Source organism: Glutamicibacter sp. HZAU (genome assembly GCF_004100365.1).
In the GTDB taxonomy this organism is placed as follows: domain Bacteria; phylum Actinomycetota; class Actinomycetes; order Actinomycetales; family Micrococcaceae; genus Glutamicibacter; species Glutamicibacter nicotianae.
On the sequence record NZ_SCKZ01000006.1, the window covers coordinates 267,887 to 282,360 of the forward strand.

The window sequence follows — 14,474 nt, forward strand, 5'->3', positions numbered from 1 at the left end:
ATAGGAAGAAAGCTCGTCGTACTCCGGGACAGCCGATGCATTCGAGCGCCAGGCTCGATCGCTTAGGTCGTCGCATGATGGAAGGAACCTATACAAGGGTGGCACTGAACGGAACTGTCCTGCTCTCTCAAAGACAGGAATGCTGCATGCGTTTCCGAACCCGCATGGTGCTTCTGCTGCCACTGCTCGAAAGTCGGAGACGAACCATTCGGGATCGAGAGCTTGCCGACGGGCAGTCCCTGCATCGCAGAGCTGGTTGCAAAATGCACCGGAACGAACAGCACTGAATCACCGACGCATGCCTGGAACTTGGCAAGCCATTATCCGAGCAGAAAGTGCGTCCTCGACGCATCGAAGACAAGTAGTGATGCATTAAGTCCTAAAGTAGTACCAAGAATCCAAAAGCAAACTTTACATGTTGATAATTCAACGTTAGTCGTCAAAACGTCTTCAAATCAAAGAACAGCCCCATCTGAGCTGGGGTAAGGGCTGGAACTAATGCCGGAAAGGGAGAACTAGCTAGATTTTCACAGGGCATCGGTTAAAACAGGAGTGGAGACCAACCTTGCGGCTGGTCTCCACTCCAATGACGTATCGACTTACAGGTATTCTGCAAAGTCCTTCTCGATGACAGCCTTTGGCTTGGCACCGATGGAAGTGGCAACATGCTCGCCACCCTTGAACACGTACACGGCAGGGATGCTGGTGATGCCGTACTTGGCGGCAATTGCCTGGTTCTCATCGACGTTGACCTTCACGACGTCGACCTTCGCAGCGTGCTCTTCTGCGATCTGATCCAGGATCGGACCGAGCTGGCGGCAAGGGCCGCACCATTCAGCCCAGAAATCTACGATGACTGGCTTTTCGGCATCCAGGACATCAGCCTGGAAGGTTGCTTCAGTTACTGCTTTTGCGTTGCTCATGAGAGACAACCCCTTTCTGAGAAATCTGTTAGGCGGTAGCGAGGGTTTCGGAAACGTTGGCCAGGTAGTGCTCCACGTCCTGGGCCGCGGCGCAGCCCGAACCGGCTGCGGTGATGGCCTGGCGGTAGGTGGAGTCGATCACGTCGCCGGCAGCGAAGACACCTGGCAGCGAGGTCTTGGAAGAGCGGCCTTCAACGGCGATGGTGCCTTCGGAAGTCAGCTCAAGCTGGTCCTTGACCAGATCCACGCGAGGGTCGTTGCCGATGGCTACGAAGATGCCGGTGACATCCACGGTGGTTTCCTCGCCGCTGGTGCGGTTCTTCACGACCAGCCCCTCGACCTTCTCTGCGCCGTTGATGCCGACGACTTCCGAGTCCCAGATGAACTCGATCTTCTCGTGGGCCAAGGCGCGGTCGGCCATGATCTTCGAGGCGCGCAGTTCGTTGCGGCGGTGCACCACGATGACCTTGGAAGCGAACTTTGTCAGGAACAGTGCTTCTTCCATGGCCGAGTCGCCACCGCCGATCACAGCGATGGTCTGCTCGCGGAAGAAGAACCCGTCGCAGGTGGCGCACCACGAGACGCCATGGCCGGAGAGGCGCTTTTCATCTTCCAGACCCAGCTCGCGGTAGGCAGAGCCCGTGGAGACGATGACAGCACGGGCACGGTAGACGGTGCCGTCGGCCAGGGACAGCGTCTTGATCTCGCCTTCGAGGTTCATTTCTGTGACGTCGTCGAAGAGGATCTCGGCGCCGAAGCGTTCGGCCTGCTTCTGCATGTTGTCCATCAGATCAGGGCCCATGATGCCCTCGGGGAAGCCCGGGAAGTTTTCCACGTCGGTGGTGTTCATCAGTTCGCCGCCGGCGGTGACTGATCCTGCGATGACTAGTGGGTTCAGATTCGCACGGGCGGTGTAAACCGCGGCGGTGTAACCGGCCGGACCGGAGCCGACAATGATGACGTCGCGGATTTCGTCGTTCTGTGCTGAAGTCACGGGGGTAGAACCCTTTCGTTCTAATAATGCGAGGTGGGTAGCAAGGTCTAACCTCACTATCCACCTCAACGCATTGCTTTCGTAAAAAATTCCGCTTCTATTACTTGGCGGAGAATTCACCGATCTGCAGACCGAATGGCCGCGAATCGTTGCCACCGGATGCCTTGCGAGGCAGCTCGGTGATGTCCAGGAATACGTGGGACCCTTCCATGTAGTCCTTGTCGTCGCCCTTGACAGTTACCGACACCGAAGGTCCGGAGAATGAACCCTTGGCTACCGACTTGGCGTCGCCCAGATCGTCGGAGTCGCCGACGAGGATCTCGTAGTTGCCGCCGGTGCCGTTCAGGCCCTCGAGGTTGACCTCGGAGATCTTGGACTTCTCGTCCAATTCCAGGATGAAGACCATGTTGGAAGCGAAGCCGCCAAAATCAGCTGTGGTGTACGAGTAGGTGGCGTAGGTGCTCGAGGCGTTGCCGTCGATCATCTGGCCCAGCTTGCCGTCGGTTTCGGAATTCAGCTGCTGGTTGCCGGGAACGAGGCGGGACACGTCATCGACCTTCGGGGCGGGCAAGGACTCTTCGGTTGGTTCCTTTTCCTTCTCGGACTCTGATGGCTTCTCCGAGGATTCCACGGCAGTTGGCGACTCGCCCTCTGCGGTGGTGTTCTTGTCGCCACCTAGGAAGTTGAAGGCGAAGACCACGGCAACGACCAGCACGATCAGCAATACGGCGCCAACGAGCAGGCGAGTTCCCTTGGAACCGCTTTCTTCCTCTTCCTGCTCGTCGACCTGCAGGTCTTGCGCGGGAGCGTTCTTGGCAGCTGCCGGGAAGGTCGAGGCCTTAGGCGCGGCAGCGGCGGCACCTGCAGCAGCCGCTGCGCCCTTCTTCTTTGCAGGCTTTTCTTCTTCCTTGGCCGGCTCTTCCTTGGCAGGCTTGGCCGGGGTGTTGCCCTTGGACTGCGCCGCGGCGGCTAGCGCCGCAGTTGCGGTGACGTTCGGCTCGTCGTCGTCCAGTCGGGTGACCTTCGGCTTGTCTTCAGCTGCTGGCTTTTCAGCAGGGGCAACCGGGGTGGCAACGGTATCGGGAACCTGTTCATTCGGAGCGGTCTGGTCGAACTGCTCCTCTTCAGGCTGTTCCTGGTTCTTCTTGCCGAAGCGGTTCTTCAGCCCCGCGAAGCCGCCAGCCAGGGCGGAACCGATCTTGCCCTGATGTTCTGGTTCGTCCTCGTACTGCAGCTGCTCGTAGTACTCGTTGTCGTCTTCGTAGGTTTCGGGGACAGCCTGGCGGGACTCGCCGAAGATCTCGGTGCCCAGGGTATCGGTGAAGAAAGGCTCAACGTATGGAGCGTCGTCGGTTTCCAGAACCAGGTCCAGCAGGTCCGAGGAACGCGCGGTATTGGCCACGAGGTAGGTCTGGTTGGAATCGGTGATGCCCAGATCCAGCACCTGGACGTTCGACGCGCGCTCGCCCATGGCGATCTCGCGTGCGCTCGTTGCCAGCTGCGAGGAATTCTCCACGGAAGCCACCATGATGCTGACCGACCGGTTCAGTACCTGGTCTACGCCACCGAGTACCAAGTCTCCTTCAGATGATGAAAGGACACTCTCAGTTACCTGGTAGCGGCCGCTGAGGACAGAGCCGACATCGATTGGCTGCGACACGTGCATCTCCAAGGGGTTGAATTTGGTTCGGTGGCGGTCCGCAGACCACCACCTGTCATGTTACCGGTCAGCTCCGGCTATTTGGTGCCTATTTGCCCAGAATCACTAGCAAGTTTCAGCGGATTTTCAGCGATTCAATCCCGGGATTCTGCGCAGGATCGGACCGAGGAACGACTGGAGCTCCGGAACCTTGGTCTTGTGCAGCAGGCCGATGAACACGATGCCCATCAGCAGGGCGACAACAGCCACCGAAATCAGAGCGCTGATTACTGAACCGTAAGCGAACCCGAAGCTGAATCCTCCCAGCAGCCAGAGCGCGATGCAGCCGACGATGGCCGACAGCGCAGCCATCCACCCGACTCGGATGTAGGTGTCGATGACCGAGGAAACATCGTAGCTGCCGTAGCGGCGCTTGATCAGATAGTGGGTGCCGATGCAGGTCAGCACGTTGGTCAAGCCGTAGATGAAGGCAATTGCGGCGGCGATATGCAGCGGGTCGACCACGGCCGCCGCGGTGAACGCCAGGATCAAGCCGAGTCCGGCGGTGGCCGATTGGATCAGCATCGGGGTGCGGGTATCTTCCTCTGCATAGAAGACGCGCAGCATGAAGAACTGCAAGGACTTGAACGGCAGGCCAAGCGCGGTGAGCACCAGCAGCTGCCCCAAAGCGCCCGCGGCCTGCGCGGCATGCTCGGAGCTGCCGGCAAACAGCCGGCCCAGCGGACCGGCCAGCACGATGAAGACCAGCGTGCAGAACACGATGGGAATTGCGGTGGAGCGCATGCCCTGGTTCAGCAGCTTGCCGACATCCTTGCGGCGGTTCTCGGTGAACGCCCGGGCGAAGTCGTTGAACAGCACGGTGGCGACAGTCAGCGCGAATAGCGAATGCGGCAGCACGGTGATCAGCTGGGAGGTATTCAGCGCGTACTCGCCGGCGACCGAGGCGGCCTGTTCGGGCGGCAGCTGCGCTCGAGCTGCGGTAGAGCCGGAGACGATCTTGGAGTAGACCAGCGAGGAAAGATTGCCGATCACCATGGCCGCTAGCGTCCAGATTGCCAGCTTGCCCACATGGCGCAGGCCCATGCCGCGCCACTGGAAGTCCAGGGTCAGCTTCAACCCGGTCTTCTTCAACGGCCAGAACAGCACGACCGACTGCAGCACGATGCCCAAGGTGGCTCCGCCCGCCAACCACATGGTCTTGAGCCCGTTCCACTCCTGCATCGGGTCGCCAGAGGAGTAGGCGCCGAAGGCCAGGATGAATGCGCCAATGACGATCAGCTGGATGACGTTGTTCACCGCCGGGGCCCACATGAACGCGGCGAATCTGCCGTTGGCGTTCAGCACCTGGCCCAGGACCGCGTAGAGCCCGTAGAAGAAGATCTGCGGCAGCGACCAGTAGGCAAATGCCGTTCCGAGCGCGATCATCGGCTCGGTCCAGTTATTGGTGAGCACCGTGATCAAGGGCCTGGCGCACAGCGTGAGGATCAAGGTCAGGATACCCATGCCCACCACGGTCAGCGTGACCAGCTTGGACGTGTATGCCGCACCGCGGTCCTTCGCCTTGGAAGCCTTGATCAGCTGCGGGATGAGCACGACATTGAAAATGCCGCCGGCCAAGAGCATGTAGATGATGGTGGGGATGACATTGGCTTTTTCAAAGATGTCGGCCACCGAGGTGACCGAACCAATGGCCATCGCCAGCAAGGCCGTGCGCACGAAGCCCAGCAGCCGGGAAACCATCGTGCCGGAAGCCATCAGGGCATAGATCTTTGAACGCGATCCTGCCGGTTGGGCTTTAGGCTGCTGGGGAGGTTCGGCGACGATGTCCGTGGCTCCGGTGTTTGGCTGGTCGAAGCCGGCAGTTGGATTAGGAACCTGGGACATGCTTTGTAAGGACCTCGCGTGCCAGATCGGCGATCCGGCGCTCATTGGGGAAGGACAGGCGCTTGCCCAGGGAACCCAGCGGCACCCAGGCAACATCGACGGCTTCATGATCGGGATCATTCTCGATCGTCAGATGCCCGCCGGTAGCTTCCAGCAGAAAATGGTGCACGGTCTTGTGCACACGGTAATTCGTCACGGTGAACCAGTAATCGACCGAACCCAGCGGGGCGAGGATGCGTCCGGCAATACCGGTCTCTTCCTCGATTTCGCGGATAGCCGCTTCCTCGTTGGTTTCCACGCCCTCCGGGTGGCCCTTGGGCAGGCACCATTCCAGCCGTCCGCCACGGTTGTAGCGGGCAATAATTGCCACTGGCAACTTGGGGTCGTCGAAGTCGATGACGATGCCTCCGGAAGAGACTTCTTCCACTGTCGGCAAGCTCGTATGACCGCCAGTTGCCTGCGCGCGAGCCATTGACGCAGTCAATGGAGTGCGCTTCGGGGCAGACGGGATCGGTCGGTTCATAGAACCACTCTATCGAGAAAGTGCCGCTAGCCGCCTGATCGACGTGGACAAGTAAGTTATCTCGCAGGCAAATTCGCCGAAATCTCAAGCATTCTTGCCGGATTTCTGGCACGCTTAAGTAACTATGCATGCACTTCCCTCGCCTGACGCGCTGCGTCAGATCCTGCCCTCGGTCATTTTCGACTTGGCCGACCGTTTCGTTCGGGCCGGCCATGAATTGTCGTTGGTAGGTGGGCCGGTTCGCGATCTGTACCTGGGACGCGTCTCCCCGGACCTGGACTTCACCACGAGCGCACGTCCGGAAGAAACCATCAAGGCAATTTCCGGTTGGGCCGATAACATCTGGGATGTAGGGCGCGAGTTCGGAACGATTGCCTTCAAGAAGGGCGAGCACACGCTAGAGGTCACGACCTACCGCGCTGATGCCTATGACAAGGAATCGCGCAAGCCCATCGTCGCCTTTGGCGATAACTTGCACGATGACCTCTTCCGCCGCGACTTCACCATGAACTCGATGGCGCTGCGATTGCCCCAGCTCGAGCTGGTGGATCCCTTCGACGGCGTGAGTTCCCTGGAAGACGGTTCCATCCGCACCCCCGGTGCCCCTGATGTCTCGTTCTCCGATGATCCGCTGCGCATGATGCGTGCCGCCCGATTCGCTTCGCAGCTGGAGATTGAAGTCAGCCCCGAGGTTCGCCGCGCCATGAGCGAAATGACCGATCGAATCGACATCATTTCCGCCGAACGGATCCGCGACGAGCTGGTCAAGCTGATCAACGGGGCCGACCCGAGCACGGGCATCGACCTGCTGGTGGAAACCGGCCTGGCGGACAAGGTGCTGCCCGAAGTGTCGGCCCTGCGTCTGGAGATCGACGAGCACCACCGGCACAAGGACGTCTACCAGCACTCGCTGACCGTGCTGAAGCAGGCGATGGCGTTGGAAACCGATGAAGCGGGACCGGTGCCCGGACCGAACTTCGTGCTGCGCTTCGCGGCGCTGATGCACGATATCGGCAAGCCTGCGACCCGCAAGTTCGAACCCAGCGGCGCCGTCTCCTTCCGCCACCACGACATGGTGGGTTCAAAGCTCGTGAAGGCGCGGATGCGCGCCTTGCGTTTCGACAAGGACACCACCAAGGCCGTGGCCCGCCTGGTCGAGCTGCATATGCGCTTCTATGGGTACGGCGAAGCGGGCTGGACCGACTCGGCGGTACGCCGCTATGTCACCGATGCCGGCGACTTGCTGGAGCATCTGCATCGCCTGACCCGTTCGGACGTCACCACGCGCAATCGCAAGAAGGCTGACCGCCTGGCGTTTGCCTACGATGACCTCGAGGCGCGTATCGCGAAGATTGCCGAGCAGGAAGAGCTGCAGGCGATCCGTCCTGATCTGGATGGCGAACAGATCATGCGGTTGCTGGGGATCAAGCCGGGCAAGGTGGTTGGCCGGGCCTACAAGTTCCTCCTGGAACTGCGCATGGACGAAGGTCCGTTGGGTGAAGAGGTCGCCACGGAGCGCTTGCGTGCGTGGTGGAAAGAGCAGCCCGAAGCCCAGGAAACGCCTACTGAGGGGTAACTTCTGGCCTGGTTGCTGTTGGAGGAGCACCTGGAATCTGCATGGATCCAGGTGCTTTCGCCATTCCCGGGAAAGTGCTTAAAGTTTTTGCTCTGGCTTGTAGCGCATTGGGCATAATCCATGTATGCTGAATACTGTGATTGGGAAGTCTCAATGAGACTTGCGGATCGAGACAAATTTTCAGACAGGTCGCATGGCATCCATGGCCGGCCGAGAGCAGATTTTAGGAGGTGGCGAAATGATTAATACGACTTGGTACACAGAGACTCATCGCGGAGCGCGATTTAATGGCGGCTCTCCAATGACTCGTCTGCGCAAGCGCATTTCCCCAACCTCCGGACAAGCGGATTCCTAGCTCACGGTAAATCCCGCTCAAGTTCCTGAGGTTGCAGGTCAGTAATCGACTCTCACCCTTAGGAACTTTTTTCATGTCCAGTCCACTGTTCTCCTCATCCGCTCAACGGGCAGTTCGCACCTCGGAATTAATCTTCGCAGGACCAGAAAGCCTGAAAGCTCGCGCAATTTCAACCACGCGACAAGATCTTCCCTCCCCTTCGACTTTGACCGAAGGGAGGGACAACAAATGAAAAAGCGTCAAGACAAGCGCAAGTTCACCAACCTTGACAGCACCGAGTTCAATCGCCGCATGCGTCAGCGCGAGCTGAAGAACCATGTGCCACCAGAAATGTACCTGCGAATTCGCTAGGCCTGGCAACGCCATTACCGTTGCCAGCTAACTAGAATCCGAGGTACCAATGATGAACTCGCAATGCATCGCCCAGAGGCCCGCCGGCCTGCAAGCCGGCGGGCTTCTCCGCATCCAAAGAACTTTTGAATACAGCAATGGCCAGGACATCAGTCCTGGCCATTGCTTTTCCGCCGCAGCGGAAAATTAGCGTTCGATGTCGCCGCTGATGAAGGCTTCCACCTTGTTGCGTGCGGTCTCATCGTCGTACTGCTCTGGTGGCGACTTCATGAAGTAGCTCGAGGCGGACAGAATCGGGCCGCCGATGCCGCGGTCCAGGGCGATCTTCGCCGCGCGAACGGCATCGATGATCACGCCGGCCGAGTTTGGCGAGTCCCAAACTTCCAGCTTGTATTCCAGGTTCACCGGAGCGTCGCCGAAGTTGCGGCCCTCTAGGCGGACGAACGCCCACTTGCGGTCGTCAAGCCATGAAACATAGTCGCTCGGGCCAATGTGGACATCGTCGTCGCCCAGAGCGGCGGAGGTATTCGAAGTGACCGCCTGGGTCTTGGAAATCTTCTTGGATTCCAGGCGATCGCGCTCGAGCATGTTCTTGAAGTCCATGTTGCCGCCAACATTCAGCTGGTAGGTGCGGTCCAGGACCACGCCGCGGTCTTCGAACAGCTTCGCCATCACGCGGTGGGTGATGGTTGCGCCGATCTGGCTCTTGATGTCGTCGCCAACGATTGGCACACCGGCGTCGGTGAACTTCTGCGCCCACTCCGGGGTGCCAGCGATGAATACTGGCAGTGCGTTGACGAAGGCAACGCCGGCATCGATGGCGCACTGCGCGTAGAACTTGGCGGCCTGCTCGGAACCCACCGGCAGGTAGCAAACGAGGACGTCGACCTTGTTGTCCTTCAGGGACTGCACCACGTCGACTGGCTCGGCTGCGGACTCTTCGATGGTCTCGCGGTAGTACTTGCCGAGGCCGTCAAGGGTGTGGCCGCGCTGGACGGTCACGCCGGTGGTTGGAACGTCGGCAATCTTGATGGTGTTGTTCTCGCTGGCCAGGATGGCTTCCGAGAGGTCGAGACCGACCTTCTTGGCGTCGACATCGTAGGCGGCAACGAACTGGACGTCGCCAACGTGGTACTGGCCGAACTGCACGTGCATGAGTCCAGGAATGGTGGAATCTGCATCGGAGTTTCGGTAGTACTCAACACCTTGGATAAGGGAAGTGGCGCAGTTGCCTACGCCTACGATGGCAACGCGAATCGGGTTCGCCGACACATGAACTCCTTATTGAAATGTATAAAACCTTTGGGCAATTGGGCGCGCAGAAGCGCATCGCGCAAATTGGCCCATAATGATCTTAAGTCTTAATGGCTCGCAAACATTCCCAATCGTGCCCCGTATCACCGAATAACTCTTGAACAGGCGCTCCCGGGCCAGTGCCGTCGAGGGCCAGCGAGGCTATCGCGGCATAGGAATGCCGAGAATCGGTACATGAGCAAAATACAGAATGATACTGAGGTAACCTATGTTTGCAAGCATAAAATGGTATTCATGAGCAAACTGCTATTAGCTCATGACAAAGAGTTAGCCCCATTCCTGCGGGAATGCCGGTAATGATGGCGTAACTTGACCAAAACCCGGACCAGCGGGGCAGGCAACGTGGTGCGGAGCCGATGGCGCAAAGGCTGGCGTCGAATATGCGCCAGTACTTCCGGATCGGTGAGCAGCTTGCCGGCTCGAGCCCGATGCGCGAGGATCTCGAGGGATTGGGCGAAGCTGTGGTCGACCCGGTGGAAGTAGTTTTCCCGCAACCAGGCTTTGGTCGGCTCCCCGAAGCTCAAGCCGATGACATCATCCAAGGTGCCAATCACACCAGAGGCCACGAAGACCGTATTGATCATCTGGGCGCTGACACCGAAGTCGGAGAGGATCAGCGTGGGCAATCCGCGATCAAGGGATTCCAGGGCGGCTGTCGACGAGACCGTCACCAGGGCGCTGCCATCGGTCAACGCCTCGCTCATCGATCCGGTATCGAAGCGCAACCGAGAATCCGCGCCGATCCGCTGTTCAGCCTGCAGCTTCTCGAACAGCGAGTCATAGGGGAACGCCTCGAGATGCGTCTGCGGCTCCCCGGCCTTGGCACGGAGCTTGATGAGCACCTCAAGTTCGGGATTCATCCTGCTGGCCTGCTCGAGCGCCAGCAGGATCGACTCGCGTTCGTGCTCCTGGGCCGGAACCTTCGCCTGAGGTGCGAACACCAGCCGTTCGACGACCTGCTTTTGCTCCGGCGGGAAACCCGCCGAGCGCAAGAAAGGCAGCTTGCTGACCATGATCGTCGGGTGATGCCCCTCCTGTCCTTCGATCATGAAGGAGAAATCACGCGCCTCGGCATGCGAATGGCAGATGAACGCATCGCCGGCCCGGCGATAGTTCCATCCCTTCTGCGTGGCGGGGAAGGCAACGCCGGGCAAGGCTGAAATCAGTGCGGTGCAGCGGCCGTCAACCGGCTCGGTGCGCAGGATGCGGGAATAGGTTTCGGCAACGACCGGACCGGTCGCCGACGCGAAGACAATATCCTCGTCCACGGTGTCGGCTTCCAGCTGGGATACCGAAATCACCTGCAGGGCATCGAGGTCCAGATCCGTGCCTTCGAAGGCGGCGGCGATCTGCTCGGCCGTCGGCATCACCGGGGTCCGCGCCAAATACACCTTGCGATCCCATGCGGGACCCAGGCGGGTCAGGAAACTTGTCGCGAGCTTCAGGTAGGAATCGGAATCTGCAATTGCAAGAATTGATGGCTTCATCAGCTGCTTCACACCTTCAACGAACTGGATAGGTGCTCACGCAACTCGAGGGGAGTACCAGGGGTCCACCAGTTGTCAAGCACGGCTTGCGGATACAGGAAGCGGGCATCGGGACCCAGCAGCAAGCGCAGGGATGGAATCACCGTGGACGGCAGGGCCCGGATTTCCTGGCCCGGCCGCAGGGCGCGCAAGCGCATTTCGATGGGAACAGTGTGCTCCTTGAGCACTACCTGGTCAATCTTGGAGATCTTCGCCAGCAATTCCGGCGTCTCACGGCGATGCGGGAAGTAGGCGACCGGACCTTCGGAGGCGATCTCTTCGATCCAGCGCAAGTACGGCTGCTCATGGATCAGCTCATCGGCGACCATGGCCGAACCGATCAGCAGGGTAGGCTCGATGAACCGCTCGGCCACCGGCTGGGTAGCAAGCCACTCGAACTTGTGCTGCGCGAACTTGATCCCCAGATCAGCCATCTTCTGGCGGGATTCCGGGTCGACAAACAGCGCCGAGACAATCAGCAGGCGATCCTCGCGGGCCAGCTGGCGCAAGCGATGCCAGGTCGCCAGCCCCATGGCGACACGGGCCGCCGAATTCTTCGTCCGGGCGCGCACCAAGGGGGTGGGCTCGTCGGAGATCAGATGCTTGATCAGGGCCAGCGTTGCCATGCCGTCGTCGATGATGACGATTTCCTTGGCCCGCACGCCGGCAAGGAGCGTGCGCTGGATCTTGCCCGAATAGGCGTCACCGGTGACATAGCGGTCGGCAGCGCCTCTGGGCTGCGGAGGCTTGCGCGCCGCCGGTTCGAAATGAACCCCATCAGGTGCATGATCCAGCATGGCCTGGGTCGTGGCCTCCAGTGGCATTCCCTGGCGCGGGATAATCCGGATATCGGTGCCCAGCAGTCCTGCGGCATGCGTTTCCACTGCGGAGAGCAGCTGCAGGGGCGACTCGACCCACACATGCGCCGTGCCGAAACGGGGGCGTGGCACCTCGTGGGTGTCATGCTGGGTCAGTTTCATCATCGTGAGTGTCATTTTGCCAGTCGGCTCAGGGACTTGGAAAGCGTTTCGAACTGCTTGGAACCATGGCGCAGCACTCGGCGCGAAGCCCCGCGGACCTTCGAGGGCAGCGAGCGGCGCGAGCTGATGTGCGCCCAGTGCGGAGGCAGGTCCAGCTTGGTGATGCGGCGGCGCTTGAAATGGGCCGAGAACTCAGGGTAGTGCGCGGTCAGGAAGCACTCGGCCTGCTCGCGCAGGTGCGGCAGCTGGGCGGCCTGCATGCAGTAGGCCACGGCGATCAGCAGTTCGGTGAGCCGGTCGTCATCGCTAGCGTGCGCCGGAACCGGCAGGTCCTGGACGAACAGCGCGTGGATGATGGACAGCGGGATGCGGTTGGAATTCTCGTACGGAGCCAGCGCCTGCAGCATCCTGCCGGTGCCCACGGCATGGACTTCCGTGCCCAGGATGTACTTTGCGGTGGCCAAGCCGGTGGAGAAGCAGGAGATCACCACGGCTGGGTTCACCGCCGAGATTACGGTCTCCGCCAGATGATCCGTGTTGACCAGCCGGAAATCCAGGCCCATGTCCTTGGCTGCCGCAGCCAAGCGGGCCGCCGAGGTGGCGCTGGCCGACGGGTGCGCCTTGAACAGGACCGTGGAAAGCTCCCGGCGGGCCACCTCGTTGAGCATCTCGAGGTGCAGCTCGAATTCTTCCTCGACGTCCATCAGTCCCAGGGAACCCAGGTACTGCCCGAGGACCAGCGCGCCACCGGAGGGCAGATCGAATTCGGCGTCCTGGGCCAATTCGCCGAAGATGCCAGCCAATCCGCCAGCCTCCAGGACTTCACGCCGAGGCTCGAGCTCTGCGAGCAGATGCGGCTGAAGTCCGGGTACCAGGTCCACGTGGATAGTGCCGATGACCCGCTGGCGCAACGGCATGGGCAACCGGTTGCGGGTGGGTCCATAGGACATCAGGCCGTCGGAATGGATCCACAGCTGGGAATCGAAGAAGATGCGCGCCAGGGCGCGGGCGGGATTGACCTGGATGGATTCCAGCACCAGGGTCAGCGGTTCATGGCCCAGATCCCAGGCGCTGCGCAGCAGGCGCTCGAAAATCAGCAGTTCGTCCTCACGCGGGTTGAACTGCGCCGGGCGGCGCGGGGCGGTCAGCGCGGCGAAATCCACCACCCGGTCAAAGCGGGCGGCCAGCTGCTCAAAGCCCGGAACCTCATCCAGCGGGGTGGTCAGTTCCGGAACCTGCGAGCCGTTGGCCAGGACGAGAATGCGTTCATCTGCTTCGGGGAGCAGCCCTGCATCGGCCATCGCGGCCAGAGAAGCAAGCTGGAAGTAGCTGCTGGCTTCAATCAGTGCGATCACTTGGCGGCCCCGATCTGACCTGGCTGGAGGAAGGAGAGGATATGGCGGCGGCGCGCAACATCCATCTCGAGGGCGACCTGGCGGGCCATCGGCGCGTCAACGGTGGTGAATACCTGGCGCAGCTTCTGCTTCATCTCCAGGCGGACTTCTGGCGGGTAGTTCTTCGCGCGCTTCTCGTGATGGCACACGATGGCGAAGAACTGGCGCATCGCCTTGGGCAGGTGGCGATCCGCATCCGGATGCAGGCGCACCTCGGTGAGGATCTGCGAGTAGGCGGGGATGAAGCCGAGCTGGCGATGGTCGAAGACCTGGGTCAGCGAACCGGGCAGGCCGCGGCGGTAGAACACCCCGGGGGAGGAGACGACGGAGTAGCGCTCGGTATTCAGGTGCAGCTTCCACAGCCACAGCCGGTCTTCGGCGCTGTGCAGCTGTGCGTCGAAGTACATCAGCTCGCGGGTGCGCATCAGCTCGGTGCGGTACATGCCTGCCCACACGAAGGCGTAGTCCACCATGGACGGGGAATCGATCGGCTCGATGTCGTCGGCCGGGTTCAGCGGCATGCCGCGCAGGGCCTGCGGGGCGCGGTGGATGACCCGGTTGGTGCCGGTGACGCGCACATGGTCGCAGCGCACGAAGTCCACATGCAGCTCGGTCAAGGATTCCGCCAGGGCTTCCAAATGCTCGGGGGAGTACCAGTCGTCGGGATCGAGGAAGGTGAAGTATTCGCCGGTGACCTGTTCCAGCCCGGCATTGCGGGCGGCGGAAACTCCTGAATTCTCCGGCAGCGAGATCAGCTTCAGGCCAGGCAGCTGGTCTTGGTAGCCGCGCACCAGATCGGCAGTCTGGTCATCGGAAGCGTCATCAACTACGAGCACTTCCAGTTCCCAGCGTCCCAGCTTCTGCCGGACCAGGGATGAGAGGGCATCGCAAATGTACGCTTCTTGGTTATAGGCGGGGATCACCACTGAAATGCGCCCGGAGATCAAACTCATTTGTGCTTCAAGGCCTTCCTCATGCAGACAAAAATAAACGG

The 14,474-nt window shown here is 60.5% G+C and carries 12 protein-coding genes; 2 read left to right on the forward strand and 10 right to left on the reverse strand.

Features of this window, described 5'->3' with window-relative positions:
- Positions 1-599: 599 nt before the first annotated feature.
- From trxA to EKH49_RS11040, 5 genes are all read right to left on the reverse strand, one after another.
- Complete coding sequence (gene trxA / locus EKH49_RS11020) at positions 600-923, reverse strand: thioredoxin (protein WP_038992752.1); 324 nt, start codon at positions 921-923, stop codon at positions 600-602.
- A gap of 28 nt (positions 924-951) precedes the next feature.
- A complete protein-coding gene (gene trxB, locus EKH49_RS11025; protein ID WP_066142780.1) occupies positions 952-1,917 on the reverse strand; it encodes a thioredoxin-disulfide reductase in 966 nt (321 codons plus the stop codon).
- 100 nt (positions 1,918-2,017) lie between these two features.
- Positions 2,018-3,577 carry a hypothetical protein gene (locus EKH49_RS11030; protein WP_128470872.1) on the reverse strand — a complete coding sequence of 520 codons (1,560 nt, stop codon included), beginning with the start codon at positions 3,575-3,577 and terminating at the stop codon, positions 2,018-2,020.
- Between the two features lie 126 nt (positions 3,578-3,703).
- On the reverse strand, positions 3,704-5,461 hold the full coding sequence (gene murJ, locus EKH49_RS11035) for a murein biosynthesis integral membrane protein MurJ (RefSeq protein ID WP_236641129.1): 1,758 nt from the start codon (positions 5,459-5,461) through the stop codon (positions 3,704-3,706).
- Positions 5,445-5,984 (reverse strand): NUDIX domain-containing protein, encoded by a 540-nt coding sequence (locus tag EKH49_RS11040; RefSeq protein ID WP_038992756.1) that lies wholly within the window; start codon positions 5,982-5,984, stop codon positions 5,445-5,447. The genes murJ and EKH49_RS11040 overlap by 17 nt, the downstream gene beginning before the upstream one ends.
- A 124-nt stretch (positions 5,985-6,108) precedes the next feature.
- Between EKH49_RS11040 and EKH49_RS11045 the strand changes: the two genes are divergently transcribed.
- Both EKH49_RS11045 and EKH49_RS17060 read left to right on the forward strand, forming a co-directional pair.
- Positions 6,109-7,560, forward strand: a complete 1,452-nt coding sequence (locus EKH49_RS11045) for a CCA tRNA nucleotidyltransferase (RefSeq protein WP_128470873.1) — start codon at positions 6,109-6,111, stop codon at positions 7,558-7,560.
- Between the two features lie 583 nt (positions 7,561-8,143).
- The gene (locus EKH49_RS17060) at positions 8,144-8,266 is read left to right on the forward strand and encodes a hypothetical protein (protein ID WP_255209577.1); all 123 of its coding nucleotides are present in this window, start codon (positions 8,144-8,146) and stop codon (positions 8,264-8,266) included.
- A gap of 186 nt (positions 8,267-8,452) precedes the next feature.
- On the opposite strand, the gene EKH49_RS11050 is transcribed toward EKH49_RS17060, so the two are convergent.
- From EKH49_RS11050 to EKH49_RS11070, 5 genes are all read right to left on the reverse strand, one after another.
- On the reverse strand, positions 8,453-9,538 hold the full coding sequence (locus tag EKH49_RS11050; protein ID WP_128470874.1) for an inositol-3-phosphate synthase: 1,086 nt from the start codon (positions 9,536-9,538) through the stop codon (positions 8,453-8,455).
- A gap of 296 nt (positions 9,539-9,834) precedes the next feature.
- Complete coding sequence (locus EKH49_RS11055) at positions 9,835-11,067, reverse strand: DUF6716 putative glycosyltransferase (RefSeq protein ID WP_236641130.1); 1,233 nt, start codon at positions 11,065-11,067, stop codon at positions 9,835-9,837.
- Between the two features lie 8 nt (positions 11,068-11,075).
- Positions 11,076-12,086, reverse strand: a complete 1,011-nt coding sequence (locus EKH49_RS11060; RefSeq protein ID WP_236641131.1) for a hypothetical protein — start codon at positions 12,084-12,086, stop codon at positions 11,076-11,078.
- Between the two features lie 11 nt (positions 12,087-12,097).
- Positions 12,098-13,441, reverse strand: coding sequence for a polysialyltransferase family glycosyltransferase (locus EKH49_RS11065; protein WP_128470877.1), 1,344 nt, complete (start codon positions 13,439-13,441; stop codon positions 12,098-12,100).
- Positions 13,438-14,433 carry a glycosyltransferase family 2 protein gene (locus EKH49_RS11070; RefSeq protein ID WP_128470878.1) on the reverse strand — a complete coding sequence of 332 codons (996 nt, stop codon included), beginning with the start codon at positions 14,431-14,433 and terminating at the stop codon, positions 13,438-13,440. Before EKH49_RS11070 ends, EKH49_RS11065 begins: the two co-directional genes overlap by 4 nt.
- Positions 14,434-14,474: the final 41 nt, after the last annotated feature.